Here is a 16,037-nt window from a genome sequence, read left to right on the forward strand (position 1 = left end):
CCCGAGCAGGAAATCACCGCCATCGGCGAGCCCGCAGACGCCCACCCCCGCCTCGTCGGTCTCCTGGCCGGCTCACCTCCCCCTGAGCCGGCCAGCGGCGGTCGTGGTGAGCCGCCCCGGGTGTCAGTGGCTGTCCGGTGGTGACCCCTGAACTGCGACTCCGTGCACCGACACGTACCGCTCCGACCGGCGTCCCTTCATCGCGTGTCCCACCGGTTCCCGGTTCCAGCCGCCGAACCGGGCCCGTAGCTCGAGGCCGGCATGCCGGGCCATCAGGTCCAACTCCGAGAGCCAGATCCACCGATGGGTCGCGATGTCGGCTTCGGTGCCGCCGTCGAGGGGGACGACGACGTTCACGACGCGCTGGTCGTTCCGGTCGACCACCTCGACTTCGAGCATGACCCGGTCCTTCAGGACGAGCGCCCTGATGTTCTCGTCGCGCGGATGGAGGTGAAGGTAGGGATTGTAGGTTTCGATGATGGTGACGCCTGACGGTTTGAGTCGCGACGCCGCCAGCTCCATGGTGCGGAGCTGCCGCTCCTGGGTGCCCACGAGGAACAGCGTTCCGTAGCTGATGAAGACCACGTCGAACGTGCCGTCCGGGAGGCTTTCCGCGAAGTCGCCCTGCGTGACCTCTATCCGGCCGTCGGGATCGCGTTCCTTCAGCGCGCTCAGCATGGCGTCCGAACCGTCTACCCCGTGGACGGACAGGCCGAGAGCCGCCAGTTCGACCGCCACCCGCCCGTCGCCGACGCCGAGCTCCAGGATGCTGCCACCGTTGGCGTAACCCTCGATGAAGCGGGCTGTCTCGACGGCTTCCGCCCTGCCCATGTCCGTGCCGGAGAAGAGCTGACCGAACCGGTCGGCTGCGCCGGCACTGTAGAAACCCGCCTCGTCGAACTTGTACTGCATCGGAACTCCACTTCGCTCACCACCACCCCGTGGGTGGGGTCCCTGATCGGTGGCAACCCGCTAGGGACCCCACCTGTTGGCGGCCGGACTCGGTCCGGCCCTACACGTCCGCTACCTGCCGGGCCGCCGTCAGCAGTGCATGGCCACACTCAACAGGGGGGTGGCGCTGGGGAGCGCGGGGATCATGCGCCCCGGTCGGGCCGTCGCATCGACGGGCAGGTCGATGATCCCGTCGCCGAGACCGGTGTCGCCGAGCAGCAGTTCCAGCAGGTCATCCTCCGCCGCAGCATCGACCGTCAGGGTGGATTCGTTGGGCATGGCAACTCCTTCAGTGTGATGAGCGCGTTGCGACCCCCGGTTCGCCACGTACGACCCGCCGGTCCGGGGCGGGAACGCACCGGGCGGACCCCCCTGCCGTGCGATGAGCGCCACCGGTGGGCCAGCAGGCAGATACCCGAAAGGTAGGGAGATCCCCGAACCGGGGGCAACGCCGCAGGAACGTGATTGCCCCGAATCGTGTTCAGGGCGCACTTAGGGGAAACAAAACCCTCCGTGTGGGTCCCCCCGGACCGGTGGCGGATATGTTGCGTCGAGCGACCGACCGGACGTGCTGAGAAAGCCGTTCCTGGTGGGACAGCACAATCGTGTCGCTCATGAATCCGCGCCGGCACGAACGGCTCGTGGCCGAATTCGAGCACCCGGCACGACCAATACCCACACGTAAAGTGATTCGCTGGGAAGGGCGCGCACGATGGTCAACAGAGTCCTGGAGCAACACCGGTCCGACGAGGCGACCATCGCGCTGCGCGCGGCGGGGATGCCGGGCCCGAAAGGCCGCCCCGTGTCACCTCCCGTCGCCCGGGTCGGCGACAGCCGCCCGGTGCTCGAACATGTCGCCGGCCCCCGACTCAACGGGGTGTGGGACCCGACGGGCCGGAACGCGCCGGAGTTGGTGGGCGACGCGGCGGCGCTGCTCGCCTACCTGCACGCGGCGCCCAGCCCGGTGGCGCGCCGGGCAATCCCCGAGAGGCCGCCCTGGGATCCGGTCGCCTACCCGTTCTACGTGGGCATGACCGACGCCCAACGGCAGATCGTCGGCGAACTGCACCGCGACACCGACCTGCGGGCCGCCGGCCGGCGTGCCGACGCGACGGTGCTCGACGCTGACGTGTGGTGCCACGGCGACGCCCGGTCCGACAACTTCCTCGTCGTGTCGGACGGTCCCGTCTTGATCGACTGGGAGTGTTCCGGCCGGGCCCGACCGGAGGTCGACGTCGCCGCGCTCCTGGCGTCGGTGCTGGTGTCCGACCTCGCCGAGGCACTCTCCGCCCCGCACGCTGTCCGGCAGGAAGTCGGCTCCACGCTGGTGACGTTTCGCGGTCTCGTCACCGCGGCACTGCGCGGCTACGGCAGCGCGGGCGGCAGGGCTCTCGACGCCCCGGTGTTGGGCAGGCGGGTGGGCAGCATGCTGATCGCACGAGCGTTCGCCAGGTCCGCCGAGTACGCGTACGACCGGGTGACGGCGATGCTCGTACAGCTCGGATCCAGTCTCGTGCGGCACCCCGAGCGCTGGGGCACCCTCGACCAGAGGCACGGCAGGTGAGCATGGACGCGCCGTTCTCCGCCGACCTGCGGGGTCGATTCGACACCTTCTGCGCGCGGGCGGGTCGCCCGGCCGCCCCGGACGAGTTCGGCTGGGACCTCTACCGCGCCGTGCACTGCGGAACCGCTCCCGACGTGCAGCTCTTCGCCGACATGGCGCTCCTGGGCACGTACCTTCGGCGGGCGTACGACCGGCTCATGCCCTTTGTGGCGCCCCGCCGCGGGTGGACGGGGTGGAACCCGGACCGCAGCGCTCTCCTCGACAGACGAGGCATCGAGGTGGTGCCCCCGGTCGGGGCGACGGTCGGCGACACCGATGAGGGCCCGGTGCTGTACGCCCCGTCGCTCGCGCCGTTCCCGGATCGTCGCTGGTTGCAGTGGAGCTCGGCCGATCCACTGCCCCGCGAGGGCTACCGCGTCTACGTCAGCGCCCAGCCGGAGCATGCCTTCGACGCCTGGCTCGACACGGTGCAGGAGTTGGCCAGGAACAACATCCGTAGCGCGGCCAAGGTCGCCTGCTCGACGGACCTGGCCCGCCGTAGTGACTGTGTCGTCGTCTACGGCGACGAGACGGCCGTCCCGGACATCATCGACGCGGTACGCCGGGTGGTGAATGCCGACCGGCTACGGCCGGACGTGCCGGGCTTCGCCGTACCGCTGGGCCGGGGGGTGTCCCTGGGGCTGTCCGACGGGCCCCTGCCCTTCGCCGAGAGCCTGGGGTGGACCTGGTCGAACCGACTGGCGGAGGCCTACCTGGCGGGCGACGACGGTCAGGTCGACCACCTCTTCGTCGAACTCCAGGGACTGTTCGACCGCACGGTCGCCGGCCTGCCGACCCGGTCGGATGCGTAGCGGCGCGACGGGCCGGGGCGCGGCGACGACGGACGCCTCGTCCCACGGCCCGGTGCGCAGGGTCCTGATCGTGGGCACCGGCGCACCGACGGTCGCCTACCTGCCGGCGCTGCTCCTCGCCCTCCGGCAAGCCGGCGAGACGGAGGTCAGAGCGGTGCTGACCCGGCAGGCCAGGACGATGGTGTCCCCGGCTGTCGTGTCCGCCGCCAGCGGCCATCCGGTGATACCCGAGGACTGGCCGGCGGACGGCACGGTGGCCCACATGCGGTGGGCCGGGTGGCCGGACGTCGTCGTCGTCTGGCCCGCGACCCTGGAGTTCCTGGCCCGGTGCGCGTTCGGGCTCGCCTCCGACGTGCCCGCGGCGACCGTCCTGTCGACGGCGGCACCCGTGGTGTTCGCCCCGTCGTTGGCGCCCGCCGCGGTGCAGGGCGGGCCATACCGCCGCGCCCGGAGCCTGCTGCGGCGCGACGGACACACGGTCATCGACCCTGTGGTGGGCACCAGCCTGTCCGACCTGCGGCCGAGCGACGGCGCGTGCGTGTCGGTCGAGCACGTCGTCGCCGAGATCCAGCGGGTTCACCGGTCGCCGCAGGCGCCGCCGGACGGCAGCGGTCAAGGATGAGTCCCGACCGGGTGGACCTCCTCCACCAGTTCGTCGCGGTCGTGTGGTGCGCGGGTCGGGTCGACCGCTGCGCCGACTTCGTCCATCCCGGGTACCGGCAGCACGATGCGGCGGGACGCGTCGTCGGTCGGGGAATCGACTGGCTCGCCGCCGCCGTCACCGTCTGGCACGAGACGTTCGGCAGCGGGCCGACGGAGGTACTGACCACGGTGGCGGGGGCCGAGACGGTGGCGTGGCGGTGGCAGGCCACCGCAGTGGTCCGACCGGAGCTGCTGTCCGAACCACTGCGGTCGATGGCCGACGAGATACCTGAGCTGCGGGTCGTCCGGCTGCGGGCCGTCACCTTCTCGACGTTCGACGAGAAGGGGCTGATCGTGGCGGACACCGTCATCTCCGACACGATGGACTACCTGCGGCAACTCGGCACGACGGGACGGTGGGTCCGGTGACCCTGATGCGGGTCGTCGTCGCGGACCAGCACACGGACCTTCCCGCACCAGCGGGGTGGTCCGAGCACGCCGTCGTGCCGGTCGACGGCGTACCGACCCGGTTCGGGATGGCGCACGTCCCACGGACCGCCTTCGACCCGACCGCCGACTACAACCGGGACCACGTCCTGCTCCGGCTGAAGGCCTTCGCCCTCGGCCGGTGGCGGGACCTGCTCACCCGGCGGCACGACGACGTTCTCGGGCCGCATCGAGGGCTGGGTGTCGACTTCGTGGCCGAGGTCGTCGCCACCGGCACCAACGTGACGCGGTTCCAGCCGGGGCAGCGGGTCATCCCGTGCCCGGACTGGCCGGCGGACACCGGTGCGCCGGGAACGAGGGGTCTGGTCACCTGCACCGCGTCCCGGGAGTACGCCCGGCTGCCGGCCGCGAGCCTGATCTGCGTCGGCTCGGCCATCGGCGACAAGGCCGCGGCGGCCCTGTCGGCGTCGGCGTCGACGGGGTTCGCGCTGGTCCGACGGGCCGACCCTTCCCGGGGCAGCCGGGTGCTGGTCTGCGGCGGGGCGTCCGGGACGTCGTTGGCGACGGTGGCCGCCCTGGTCAACCGTGGCCTGCGACCGGCCCTGCACGGTGTGCCCCGGCGGCACCTCCGTCGGGTCGACCAGCTCGGGATCGCCGATCTCGTCGACCCCGACGGCACCTCGTTCGCCCAGGCCCACCGGCTGGCCAGGGAGGTCGGTGGCTTCGCGACAGTCATCGACGTCAGCGGCACGACGCAGGGCATCCGGTCGGCGGTCGCCCTGCTCGGCCTCGGCGGAAGCTACCTGACCTGCACGCCGCCAGCCGGCGGCGGCGCAGACGACTACGCCGACGTGCTCCACCGTCTGGTCATCAGGGGAGCCAGCCTCACCGGAGTGCACCTGGGCACCCGGGCCGATCTCGTCGAGGCGCTGCGGTGGGCCGACGAATCCGGCTGGCGTCCCGCCGTGGACGACGTGTACACCGACGGCGATCTCGCGACGTTCGTCGAGCATCAGTTCGGCGAGTTCCCGCGCTTCGGCGACGCCGTCTTCACCTACAGCGACTCAGGAGCGTGACGCGATGGACGATCTTTTCGGTACCGCCAAGACGGTCGCTGACCTCGCCCTGCCGCGGACGACCCGGCAGAGCCCCTTCTCCGGCGTGCTCGGGGACTGCTATGCCGCCACGGTCCGAGATGTCCCCGAGGACACCCGGTGGCTGGTCGACGAACTCGCCCGGACGAAGGGTTCCCTCCTCGACCTCTGCTGCGGCGGCGGGCGTCTGCTGACCGCCGCCGCGACAGCGGGATGCGATGTCGTCGGCGTGGACAACTCCCCGTCCATGATCGAGCAGGCCAGGGCCCGGATTGCCCGGGACGGGACCGTCGACCGGACTCGGGTGCGCCTCGTGACCGACGACGCCACGACCATCGACCTGCGGACCCGGTTCGACGCGGTGGCCCTCGGCGGTCTCACGTTCACCCTCTTCGACCCGGCGACGCGCGCACGTCTGCTGCGCAGGGCCCGGATGCACCTTCGGCCGCAGGGCCGGCTATTTCTCGACTACGCACCGGCGACCCGCACCGAACCGGCCACGTCCGGCAGCCTCACGCTCCCCGTCAGGTACCGGAGCAGGAAGGGCTTCTACCTGGTCGAGTGGTCCCGACATCCAGCGGCGGGCCGCACGTTCGTGAGCATGCTCTGCGAACTGGTCGCCACCAGCGGCGACGCCGAACGGTACGTCGGAGGGCTCTCCTACCATCTGTTCTCGCCGGCGGACGTGCGGACGGAGCTGAGAGCCGCCGGCTTCGACGTCACGACGGACATCGACAAGGCAATGGCCCTGACGCCCGGGATCGCGGGCACCCGCTGGGTCGCCGCCGAGGTCGATCCGACGGCTGCCGTCGACGACGGTGCGCGGTGACCGGAGCGACGGACCCGTCCCTGGCGGCCGAGCTGGTGCGTCGTCTGCACGACGATCAGGAGGCTCGACGGGCGTGGATCACGACGGACGACGGGGCGGGCCGGATGCTCGCGGCTGACCGGGACAACGCACGGTGGCTGAGGGAGGTGCTCTGCCGGCACGGCTGGCCCGGTACGGGCCTGGTAGGCACTACGGGTGCGGAGGCAGCCTGGATGCTCGCCCAACACGCGGACCACGACGTCGTCTTCCAACGCCAGTGTCTGGAGCTTCTCATCGAGGCCGTCGACCGGGGGGAGGCGCCGCGTCCACACGTGGCGTACCTCGCGGACCGGGTGCTGCGCAAGAGGGGTGACCTGCAACGGTACGGCACCCAGTACCGCGCGGGCAGGTCCGGGCTGGAGTTGTGCCCGTCCCAGGAGCCCTGGGGCCTGGCGGAACGCCGGGCGGCCATGGGCCTGCCCGCCGCCGACACGGTGCCACCTGGCTGAGGGTGCCCCGGTCACCCTCAGATGAGGCCGGATCGGATCGCGAAGACCACCGCATGCGTACGGTTCCGGAGGCCCAGCCGGCGCGTCACGCCCTGAACCGTGTTCTTGACCGTCCGTTCCGAGTAGGCCAACTCGGTGGCGATGCTCCTCGTGTCGAGACCGTCCGCCGCCAACCGCAACACCCGCACTTCGCGGGCGGTCAGCCGGCCCGTCTCCGATCGGCCACGCCGCACCTCCTCGCTCAACTGCCGGAAACGCCTCAGCAACGCCCCGCTGAGGTCGCTCGGCAGAATTCCGCCACCATCGGCCACCGCGGTGACGGCCCGCACCAGGTATTCGCCCGTCACCGCCGACGGGGGCAGCAGTGCGGCCAGCCGGCACGCGCGGGCGACTGCCACGAACTGGGCATCGGCGACCTCACTGGCGATCAGCACCAGGGGAACCGCATCGCCGGGGGTCGACCGCTGCAGCCGTGCCAGGACATCGACGTCCACCTGCCGGGGCGCCACGACGAGCACGTCGGCGTCGAGGCTGCGGTCGGCGTGCACGGTCTCCAGATCCGGGTCCCCACTGAGGAGGGTGGTCAGCCCCGCCAGGGTGATCGGATCATCCGCATGAACTGCGACTCGCACGGGCGGCCTCACCTGCCCACGACGGTCGTGTCGCCCGGTTCCGCTCGGCTGGCGCAGCGATGTCTCGGTCATGCACCAGAGCCTGCCGGTCAGGGGCGGCCTCGAACTCCACCTGCGAGCCGGGGCCGGGTCGGCTCCGGGCGGGAGATCACCCACCCCGTCTCCCCCGATCGGTGGAGACGTGAGGCGTGGTCGGCGATCCCACTCGACCTTGGCGCAGCCGTCCTGACCGGGCATGGTCCGACGTGGTTCTGCTTTGCTTTCAGGAACAGTGTCGTGTTGTCGGGAACAGTTTCCGCGCAGCCGGGTCGACCGTGCCCAGAACATAGCCGCCACACAGCTCCTCCGGCGCGACCACACCGGCAGATCTTCCCCAAAGTGCCCGCAGAAAGCGATTCGGGGCACTCCCGATTCCTCGGCATTGCCGCCGGTCCGGGGATCTTCCTATCGTCGATTGTCTACCTGCCCACTGGCCGGTACGCACCACACTCATCACACGAAGGAGTTGCCATGGCCAACGAGTCCGCACTGACGGAAGCCGACGACGACCTGCTGGAGCTGCTACTCGGCGATGCCGATCTCGGCGACGGGATCATCGACATGGATGTCGACGCGGCAGCCCGACCCGGACGCCCGTTGCCGGTCACCGGCGCGCCCACCATCACGATTTCTGCGCTCGTTCACTGCTGAAGCGGCCAGGCGGGTAGCGCACGGGTGAGTCCGGCTGCCTGACAGGAAGGAAGGGTCCTTGATCGGTCCCACCGGCGCTCGAGGGCCCTTCCACCGCGGCGCTGCGAGGATCACGACGACGAGCCGTTCCTGCTTCGCCGGGTGCCGTCCGCCGGCTTCCTGGACTCGAACCCCGGGCCGTCGCAACGAGTCGTCGTCGCTGTCGGACAACGGGATGGACCAACGGAAACGCACCGCGCCCGTGTGCGGGGAGTCCTGGACTCCCCGCACACGGGCGCACCGTGCATCGTCCTCAGGCTTGCCCTGCGGACGCGAGCCAACGGTCGACGATCATCGGGTCTGGTCGCCCGACCTGATTCGTCGCGGCGTCGATGAGGCTGGTCAGGCACGCGGAGCGGTCGGGCATCCCCTGCTGCTCGTGCCTGCCCGGAGCAGCGGAGCGAGGGTCAGCCGTCCATGCCGCTGACGGCCAACTGCACCCACAGGATCGAGGCGACGGCGATGCCCAGGAAGGTGAGCGCCGACAGTCCCACCGCGGCAGCGAGATTCCGGCGCTTGCGGGTCACGATGAAGACGACTACGGACGCGGCCACAGCGAACAGCGCGAGGTATGCCGCAAATCCCATGTTCTGCTTCTCTCTGCTAGGCGTTCCGCAGCATGCGGGCGGTGCGGTGCGGACACGCGATGGTGGGGCGCGGCTGTCCGGGTGGTTGGCGTCGACGAGGAGACCGACCGGTCGAGCACTGTCACGGGGCGTACGGCAGGACCTGCAGTCCGGTGTCGCCGTCCCCGGAGGCCGTGATGCGGCCGTTCCTGACCCCGATGACGCCGGAGGCGCCGTGCAGTTCGAACAGGCCGGAGTCACCTGCCAGGGCGACCCGCCAGACCTGCGACGCCTTCCCGTCCTGGCAGTTCTCCAGCTTCAACACGGCACCGGCGGTGTCCGCGACGCAGTACCCGCCACCGACCTCCTCGTTCCAGAACGGTGGCTTGATGACCATCCGGTTCTTCGCCGCCACCGCAGCCGGGTGGATGGCCATCATCGTGGAGTCCGTCCGGTCGGTCCCGGTGAAGTCCTTCGACCTGTTCGTCGGCTTGGCCGGGACAGCAGCGGTGCTGCCCGCTCGGCACGGCAGAGGCGGGCGCGGTCGACGGCTCGGCGGGGGCCGCCGAAACGGATGGCGACCCGGCCGGCGTGGACGTCTCGGCTACGGACGGGCCGGACGGAGCGGCGGACGTGCCCTCGCCGCTGGCGCAGGCGGTGAGCAGGCCGGCGGTGGCGAGGACAGCCCCGATGACGGACGAACGGGTGTGACGCATGCGCTTTTCCTTCGGCAGAGGTATGACGGAGCTGCGACCTCTTCCGTCCACGAGCCGGCGTCGGCTCGGCGCTGAGCGGAGATCAGCCGCCCCGCCCCCCAAGGTGGAGACGACTTCACCACGGCGACCGGGGGCCTGTCCCCGGCAGGACGAGTCCAGGGTGCTCCACGGCAGAGCGGGCGCCTTTCGCCCCGGACAGGGGTGCTGTCAGGCGACGACCAGGCCGGTCCGCCACGCCCAGGAGGCGACCTCGACCCGGTTGCGTACCCCGAGCTTCGCCTGCGCGGCGGCCAGGTGGGTCTTGACGGTGGACACCGCCACGAACAGCTCGCCCGCGATCTCCTGGTTGGTCAGTCCCCGGGCCACCGCCCGCACGACGTCGCTCTCCCGGTCCGTCAGCGCCTCCACCGGTGCGGTCGCGCGGACCTGCGGCCGGTGCCGGAAATGACGCAGCAGCCGGACGGTGACCTGAGGCGCCACCAGGACGTCGCCGCGGACGGCCGCGCGGACCGCCTCGACCAGCAGGGCCGGTCCGCAGTCCTTGAGCAGGAACCCGCTCGCCCCGCACTGCAGGGCGACGTCCACGTACTCGTCGTCGTCGAACATGGTGATGACGACGACGGCGATCGGATCGGCCACGTCGGGGCCCGCGAGCAGCCGGGTGACCTGTAATCCGTCCAGGCCCGGCATCCGGATGTCCAGGAGGCACACGTCCGGGCGCAGCCGACGTGCCGCCTCGACTGCCGCTCGCCCGTCGGCGACGTCAGCCACCACGGTGATGTCGGGCTGGGCTTCCAGGATCATGCGGAACCCGACCCGCATCAGCTCCTGGTCATCGGCGATCAAGACCCGCACCGGCCACCGTCCCTGTCCTCGTGACCGCTTTCCGGTGGACACTGGCAGCCCTCGGTCGGTATTCGTCGGAGATCCCCGCTCATCGAGCACGGATGATACGGGTGTACGCGGCGCTGTCCCGGAGCCACCTGCGCCCGGCACGCCGTTGATCCGTTGCTGCGACAATGGACAGTCGAGCAGCCAGAACCAGCCCTCTCCGCCTGCCGGGGGTCGGTCGGCGACAGCACTACGGTTCGGCCCGGTGCAGCGGCAGGTCGGCGGTCACCTGCCAGCCGCCGTCCGTGCGGCCGGCGGTGAACCGGCCGCCGAGCAGGGCGGACCCGCTCCCGCATCCCGACGAGTCCGAAGCCACCACGACGTCTGCCGATCGTCCGGTTCACCCTCCCGTCGTCGCGGACCTCCACCCGGACGTACCCCTGCCCGGTCCGTACCGCTGCCTCGATCTGCCGTGCTCCGGCGGCATGCCGACGGGCGTCGGACACCGACTCCTGCACCAGGCGCAGCACCGAGGTCGCGACCTCGTCGGTCACCGGTTCAGCCAGATCGATGGTCACCCGTACCGCGGCGGACTGCCGGCCGACGTCATCGCCCGCAGGTCGGCCGACAGGTCGGTGGTACGGGTCAGCGGTGCCGCTGCCCTACCGTCGCCCGGTTCGCCCTCACGCAGCGCGGCGACGAGGTGCCGCATCGAGGACAGCGCCTCGATACCGGAGCGTTCGATCACCGGCAGGGCCCTGACTGCCGCGTCGGGATCCGACGCGGACCGCTCCTGCGCGGCCTGTGCCTGCTCCACCATCCCCCTGACCTGGTCCGTCACCACCTCGCGGAGTTCCCGCGCCAGGCCGAGCCGCTCCCGTTGCTGCACCGCGATCACGCCGGCCCGCCTCGCCCGGGCCCGCTGCCGGTCACGACCCCGCAGATACCACCCGTACGCCGCCGGCAGCACCACCAGCGCCATGCCCGACAGCGACACACTCCACCACGGCTCCGGCTCCGACCCCGCCGGTAGCGGCCGTAGCTGCTCCGCCGCCGCACTGGTGGCCAGGACCAACCCGGCGAGGCCGGCGGCGGCGACCCCGGGAACCTGCCGGACCACCGCCACGATGACGACCGCCACCGCGGCGAACTCGGTCACTGCCAGACCCGGCAGCATCTCGGCACCGACCGCCCGCAGTACCCCGGTCGAGACGACGAGCGTTGCCGCGGCTCCCAGCGCCCCGGGAACCGGCCGTTCCCGTGCCAGCAGCGCCATGGCCACCATCAGGGCGGTGCCCGGCACCATCCATCCCCGGCCCGCGGTGCCGCACTCTCCGGTGATCAGCACGTCGAGCAGGGCAAGGACCACCAGCAGAACAACCCACGGCCACTGCCGCCGCACCAGCGCCGATACCACCGTCGTCACCATCCCGGGCAGTGCCTCCACACTCGCCGGGAGGACACCGGAGACAGTACGGTTCCTCGTCATCGCAGCGGAACGGCTGCTGCACTATTGTCACCAGCGGCTCTGCCGGAATCGGACCGACGCGAGGAACTGCTGTGGTGGCGGCGTGAAACTCGACCGGCGAGGTCTGCTCACCTGGGACTGGCCCCTGGCCGGGCTGCTCCTGCTTGCGCTGCTTCTGGACGGGGCGGCGGCGAGCGAGGTGGGACATGAGGACCAACGGTGGGAGCTGCCGGGTTTCCTCGCGGTGTGTGCCCTCGCGCTGCTGGCGTCCCGGTGGCCGGTTGTCGCGGGCGTGGGTGTCGCGGCGGTCCTGCTGGTGTGGTCGGTGGTGCTGCGGCTCGCCGACGTCACGGTGCCCTCCGCCGCGGGCGGGCTGGGCGCTGCCGAGGTCGTCGCGGTCCTGGCCGTCATCGTCGCGCTGGTCCGCCGGTCGTCCCGGTCCACCGCCACCGGCCTGGTGGGGCTGCTCCTGCTCAGCTGCCCGGTGGTCGGGGGGATCCGGCCGGAGCACCCCAGTGCTCCGCAGGACCTGGGTTGGTCCGTGATCCTGCCGGCGGTGGCCATTCTCGCCGGATGGTACCTGCGGGTGCGCGATGCCCGGAACGCGCGCGAGCTGCGGGCGGTGATGGTGGCGGCGCAGTTGCGTGAGCGGGTGGCCCTGGCGCGGGAACTGCACGACGTGGTGGCACACCACATCGGCGGCATGGTGGTGCAGGCCCAGGCGGCGCAGGCGGTGGCCGTACCTGATCCCGGCGCTCCGGCGCGGGTGCTGCCGGTGATCGAACGTGCCGGCGCGGACGCCCTGTCGGCGATGCAGCGGATGGTCGCCATGTTGCAGGAGGTCGGCGGGGAACCGGCGTCGCCGACCACGGACCTGCTCGCCGACCTGCGCGCGGCGACGGTCACCCCGGGGGACGCCACTCCGGTCCGGTTGGCGGTGGAACTCGCCGAGCCCGTACCGGCGGCGGTCGCGACCACGGTGCTGCGGCTGGTCCAGGAGTCAGTGACGAACGCGCGGCGTTACGCCGTGGACGCCCGCGAGATCACCGCGACGGTACGGGTCGGCGACGGGGCCGTCCGCGTGCAGGTACGCGACGACGGACGACACACCGACCGACCGCGAAGGTCCGGGGGCGGCGGTTACGGCCTGGTCGGCATGCGGGAACGGGTGCAGCTGCTCGGCGGCCGGTTCGAGGCGGGCCGGGTGCCCGGTGCGGGCTGGCAGGTGCTCGCGGACGTGCCGTTGCGGGGGGAGTGAGTGGTGGGGCCACCGCACACCGGTTGCCAGCGGATCTCCCCGGCGCTACGTTGACCCTCTATCGACAGATGTCTACGTAGTTGTCGGGGGTCGCATGTCCACGTCGGTCACTCGCCGCACCGTCCTGGCCGGTGGCGTCGGCGCCGCTGTCGGCCTGGCGCTGCCCGGCCCTGCCGCCGAGGCCAGCGGCCACCGCCCCACCAGCGTGAGCTTCACCCTCGACGCGACAACGCTCGACGGCGGCGAGCAGGTCACCTCGGTCACCCTCGACACCGGCCGGCTCGGGCCGATCGATCCCGCCGGGCTCCACCCCGGCACGTTCACCGTGCACGCCAAGGCCACCAGCCCGATCCCGATCGCTCCCGGCGATCTGATCTTCAGCGAGTACGACCTGGACCGTGCGGTGACCGCAGCCCGGCTCGACCGGCACGGGAACATCGTGCTGGAGCTGAGCCACGCCGAGGGTCAACTCGGCGGTGGCACCCTCGGCTACATCCTGAGCAAGGGCCGCAACGTCCGGCTGGACCTCGTCTACACCATCACGCAGAACACCCCGCTCGTCCGGCGTCACGGCCCACCGCTCACCATCACCAGCTTCGTGCAGGGACGGCTGTCGAACCCCGAGGTGGACGCCTTCAGCCACCACGTCTCGGGCTCGGGCATGAAATACCGGTTGTACTCCCCGAAGCGTTCACCCCGCCCCGGTCGGCTGCCGCTGATCCTCTGGCTGCACGGGGCCGGCGAGGGTGCCTCACTGCCCGACGACTACTACGACAACGAGACCACCCTGCGCGCCAACCGTGGGGCGTTGGGCTTCGCCACCCCGCAGGCGCAACGGATCTTCTCCGACGCGTACGTCGTCGCCCCGCAGAGCACCTCCTACTGGATGGAGGACGGCCCCCGGTTCGCCCCGCTGATCCGCGAGATCATCGAGGACCTCGTACGCCGCAAGCGCGTCGACCCCGACCGGATCTACGTGGCCGGTTGCAGCAACGGCGGCTACATGTCCCTGAAGATGACCGTCGCCTACCCCGACCTGTTCGCCGCGTCGGTGCCGGTCTGCGGCGTCGTCGAGCCACTGGGCGGAGAAGGGCCGCCGCTGATCACCGACGCGGAGCTGACGAAGATCCACACCCCGACCTGGCTGGTCACCTCGCGCGACGACGACACCGTGCCTCCCGAGACCAACACGGTCCACGCCCACCACCTCATCCCGGGATCACTGGTCACCCTGTACGACCACGTCGTCTGGAACGGCTACCAGTTCCCCGGTCACTTTTCCTGGATCTACGTGGCCCGCAACGACCCGAGCCTCGACGGCACCCACATCTGGCAGTGGATGGCCCGCCGCCGCTGATCCGCCGCCGCCGCTGGCCCCCGCGTGGCGGTCACCACCCCGTTGAGGTGCCGTCACGACGGCACCACCTGCCGCCGATCCGTGATCTCGATGCCACCAACGTCACCGGGCCCGAAGAGCGCTACCCCCCGGCCAGCTCGACGAGGGGAAAGGCCCGGTGCCGACGCGGCGGGACCAGGAAGTTCTGCCGGCGGGTGCAGGTCAGGAAGCGTTCCAGGCCGTTGTCCTGCTCGGCCACCCGGTGCTTGCGCACCAGGTCCACCGAGGCCTGGCTGCGCCGCATCCGGGTGAAGAAGTCCGCGGTCGGCACGAAGACGCTGAAGTGCAGCTTCGGTTGGCTGCTGCCGTCCGGCACGTCCATCGGGTCGAAGCCCGGACCGTCCACCCGCAGGTGCATGGGGGTGCCGTCCGAAGCCCGGGAGCTGCGTTGCAGGGTGGACAGGTGACCCATCCGCCGCTCGCCCGGGGGCAGGCCGACCCCCCGGGCGGTGCGCTCGGCGTATTCCGGGCCGCGGTTCTCGGCGGGCAGGAACGACGGCCCGCCGCCGTCGGTGAGCTGGTCGGGGTTGCCGGGGTGCACCGGCGGGGCGTGGAACATGTACTGCACCCGCTTGGTGAAGTTGCCGTTCTCGCTGGGCGGGGTGCCCGGCGCGGCCATGTCATAGAACTGGAGCATGTCGAGGATGACGTGCGACAGGTGCTGGATGCCGCCGTTGTCCAGGTAGTCGCCGGGCCGGGCGGTGCTCAGCCGGGCCGAGGGGTGGCCGGCGAAGGTGCAGATCTCCGGCGGCCCGGAGGCGTTGACCTGCTGGTCGGAGAAGCCCATCCACATCGGCGAATCGGGCTGGATGAACCGGGCGTACGGCAGCTGGTTCTGTTCGGCCACCGAGCGGGGCAGGCCGACCTGGGTGAACATGTGCCGGCTGGAGGTGACCGTGAGCAGCCCGGCGAAGGCGGGCGGGGCTGTCGGCCGGCCGGCCAGCGTGCCGTTGCCGTCGAACCAGGCCAGCACGTCCTGGATGACCGCCGCCCGGTCGCTGCGGAAGGTGAGCAGCAGGTCGTTGTCCTCGATCCGGACCGGCACGGTGAACCGTCTCTTGGTCACCCCCGGGTTGTCCGGGTGGACGTCGGTCGGTGCCGGCACCGCCTCCTCCAGCACCGTCCGGGTCGGGTCGGCGAGCAGCCGGGGCAGGTGCGCGCCGACCAGGTCACCGGTGAGCCCGCCGGGCAGCCGCCGGAAGTACGGCAGGCCGTAGGAGACGAACGTCATCAGGTCCGCCGCGCCGAACGGGTAGCGCGACTCCAGGGCGGCGAGCACCCGGGTCAGCTCCCGCTGGTCGTCGCCGCCGGGGGTACGCGACAGCGCGGCGGTCAGGTAGACGGTGTGCACCGGCGGCATGACGAACGGGCCGCCGGTGGGCGAGGACTGCTCGGGCGCGCTGAACCGGGCCACGTCGAACTGGATGTCGGGCAGCCCTGCCGCCGGGTCGGGGGCGGCCGGTCGGGCCGGGACACGCGCGTCGGCCGAGCAGCCGGCGAGGGCCGATGCGGCCATGGCCAGCGCGCCGCCGGCCAGCATGGTCCGGCGGCTGAGCCGGGGCTCGTCGCCCATGC

Annotated in this window: 19 protein-coding genes; 10 read left to right on the forward strand and 9 right to left on the reverse strand. The window is 71.5% G+C overall.

The annotated features are described in order from the left end of the window. Positions 1 to 123: 123 nt before the first annotated feature. On the reverse strand, positions 124 to 912 hold the full coding sequence (locus ACQP1S_RS20245) for a class I SAM-dependent methyltransferase (protein ID WP_432897788.1): 789 nt from the start codon (positions 910 to 912) through the stop codon (positions 124 to 126). A gap of 129 nt (positions 913 to 1,041) precedes the next feature. After that, entirely contained in the window at positions 1,042 to 1,230 is a 189-nt protein-coding gene (locus tag ACQP1S_RS20250) for a hypothetical protein (RefSeq protein ID WP_432897791.1), read from the reverse strand. Between the two features lie 433 nt (positions 1,231 to 1,663). Between ACQP1S_RS20250 and ACQP1S_RS20255 the strand changes: the two genes are divergently transcribed. The 7 genes from ACQP1S_RS20255 to ACQP1S_RS20285 are packed head-to-tail and all read left to right on the forward strand — an operon-like array spanning position 1,664 to position 6,866. After that, on the forward strand, positions 1,664 to 2,515 hold the full coding sequence (locus ACQP1S_RS20255; protein WP_432897794.1) for a phosphotransferase: 852 nt from the start codon (positions 1,664 to 1,666) through the stop codon (positions 2,513 to 2,515). A gap of 2 nt (positions 2,516 to 2,517) precedes the next feature. Next, positions 2,518 to 3,366 (forward strand): T3SS effector HopA1 family protein, encoded by an 849-nt coding sequence (locus ACQP1S_RS20260; RefSeq protein WP_432908152.1) that lies wholly within the window; start codon positions 2,518 to 2,520, stop codon positions 3,364 to 3,366. A 52-nt stretch (positions 3,367 to 3,418) separates the two neighbouring features. Continuing rightward, positions 3,419 to 3,988, forward strand: coding sequence for a flavoprotein (locus tag ACQP1S_RS20265; protein WP_432897797.1), 570 nt, complete (start codon positions 3,419 to 3,421; stop codon positions 3,986 to 3,988). After that, a complete protein-coding gene (locus tag ACQP1S_RS20270; protein WP_432897800.1) occupies positions 3,985 to 4,437 on the forward strand; it encodes an ester cyclase in 453 nt (150 codons plus the stop codon). The genes ACQP1S_RS20265 and ACQP1S_RS20270 overlap by 4 nt, the downstream gene beginning before the upstream one ends. Before the next feature lie 5 nt (positions 4,438 to 4,442). Then, positions 4,443 to 5,531, forward strand: coding sequence for an MDR/zinc-dependent alcohol dehydrogenase-like family protein (locus ACQP1S_RS20275; protein WP_432908155.1), 1,089 nt, complete (start codon positions 4,443 to 4,445; stop codon positions 5,529 to 5,531). Positions 5,532 to 5,535: 4 nt separating this feature from the next. Continuing rightward, positions 5,536 to 6,378: a class I SAM-dependent methyltransferase gene (locus ACQP1S_RS20280; RefSeq protein ID WP_432897803.1), complete on the forward strand. Its 843-nt coding sequence runs from the start codon at positions 5,536 to 5,538 to the stop codon at positions 6,376 to 6,378. Continuing rightward, positions 6,375 to 6,866, forward strand: a complete 492-nt coding sequence (locus tag ACQP1S_RS20285; RefSeq protein WP_432897806.1) for a DUF6624 domain-containing protein — start codon at positions 6,375 to 6,377, stop codon at positions 6,864 to 6,866. The genes ACQP1S_RS20280 and ACQP1S_RS20285 overlap by 4 nt, the downstream gene beginning before the upstream one ends. A gap of 17 nt (positions 6,867 to 6,883) precedes the next feature. Here the strand turns inward: ACQP1S_RS20285 and ACQP1S_RS20290 are convergent, their stop codons facing one another. Next, the gene (locus tag ACQP1S_RS20290; RefSeq protein WP_432897809.1) at positions 6,884 to 7,570 is read right to left on the reverse strand and encodes a response regulator transcription factor; all 687 of its coding nucleotides are present in this window, start codon (positions 7,568 to 7,570) and stop codon (positions 6,884 to 6,886) included. Between the two features lie 438 nt (positions 7,571 to 8,008). Here ACQP1S_RS20290 and ACQP1S_RS20295 point away from each other — a divergent pair, with 438 nt between their 5' ends. Then, a complete protein-coding gene (locus tag ACQP1S_RS20295) occupies positions 8,009 to 8,188 on the forward strand; it encodes a hypothetical protein (protein WP_432897812.1) in 180 nt (59 codons plus the stop codon). 446 nt (positions 8,189 to 8,634) lie between these two features. On the opposite strand, the gene ACQP1S_RS20300 is transcribed toward ACQP1S_RS20295, so the two are convergent. The 5 genes from ACQP1S_RS20300 to ACQP1S_RS20320 form a co-directional block, all read right to left on the reverse strand. Continuing rightward, positions 8,635 to 8,814 (reverse strand): hypothetical protein, encoded by a 180-nt coding sequence (locus ACQP1S_RS20300; RefSeq protein ID WP_432897815.1) that lies wholly within the window; start codon positions 8,812 to 8,814, stop codon positions 8,635 to 8,637. Positions 8,815 to 8,935: 121 nt separating this feature from the next. After that, complete coding sequence (locus tag ACQP1S_RS20305; RefSeq protein WP_432897818.1) at positions 8,936 to 9,232, reverse strand: hypothetical protein; 297 nt, start codon at positions 9,230 to 9,232, stop codon at positions 8,936 to 8,938. Positions 9,233 to 9,716: 484 nt separating this feature from the next. After that, positions 9,717 to 10,331 (reverse strand): response regulator, encoded by a 615-nt coding sequence (locus ACQP1S_RS20310; RefSeq protein WP_432908158.1) that lies wholly within the window; start codon positions 10,329 to 10,331, stop codon positions 9,717 to 9,719. Between the two features lie 259 nt (positions 10,332 to 10,590). Beyond that, entirely contained in the window at positions 10,591 to 10,719 is a 129-nt protein-coding gene (locus ACQP1S_RS20315) for a hypothetical protein (protein WP_432897821.1), read from the reverse strand. Between the two features lie 195 nt (positions 10,720 to 10,914). Then, positions 10,915 to 11,829 carry a histidine kinase dimerization/phosphoacceptor domain-containing protein gene (locus ACQP1S_RS20320; RefSeq protein ID WP_432897824.1) on the reverse strand — a complete coding sequence of 305 codons (915 nt, stop codon included), beginning with the start codon at positions 11,827 to 11,829 and terminating at the stop codon, positions 10,915 to 10,917. A gap of 82 nt (positions 11,830 to 11,911) precedes the next feature. Here ACQP1S_RS20320 and ACQP1S_RS20325 point away from each other — a divergent pair, with 82 nt between their 5' ends. Both ACQP1S_RS20325 and ACQP1S_RS20330 read left to right on the forward strand, forming a co-directional pair. Continuing rightward, on the forward strand, positions 11,912 to 13,066 hold the full coding sequence (locus ACQP1S_RS20325) for a sensor histidine kinase (protein WP_432897827.1): 1,155 nt from the start codon (positions 11,912 to 11,914) through the stop codon (positions 13,064 to 13,066). Positions 13,067 to 13,160: 94 nt separating this feature from the next. Further along, on the forward strand, positions 13,161 to 14,423 hold the full coding sequence (locus ACQP1S_RS20330; protein ID WP_432897830.1) for a prolyl oligopeptidase family serine peptidase: 1,263 nt from the start codon (positions 13,161 to 13,163) through the stop codon (positions 14,421 to 14,423). Positions 14,424 to 14,544: 121 nt separating this feature from the next. On the opposite strand, the gene ACQP1S_RS20335 is transcribed toward ACQP1S_RS20330, so the two are convergent. After that, entirely contained in the window at positions 14,545 to 16,035 is a 1,491-nt protein-coding gene (locus ACQP1S_RS20335; RefSeq protein WP_432897833.1) for a DUF7405 family protein, read from the reverse strand. Positions 16,036 to 16,037: the final 2 nt, after the last annotated feature.

The sequence above is a fragment of the Micromonospora matsumotoense genome (assembly GCF_050951065.1).
Lineage (GTDB): Bacteria > Actinomycetota > Actinomycetes > Mycobacteriales > Micromonosporaceae > Micromonospora > Micromonospora matsumotoensis.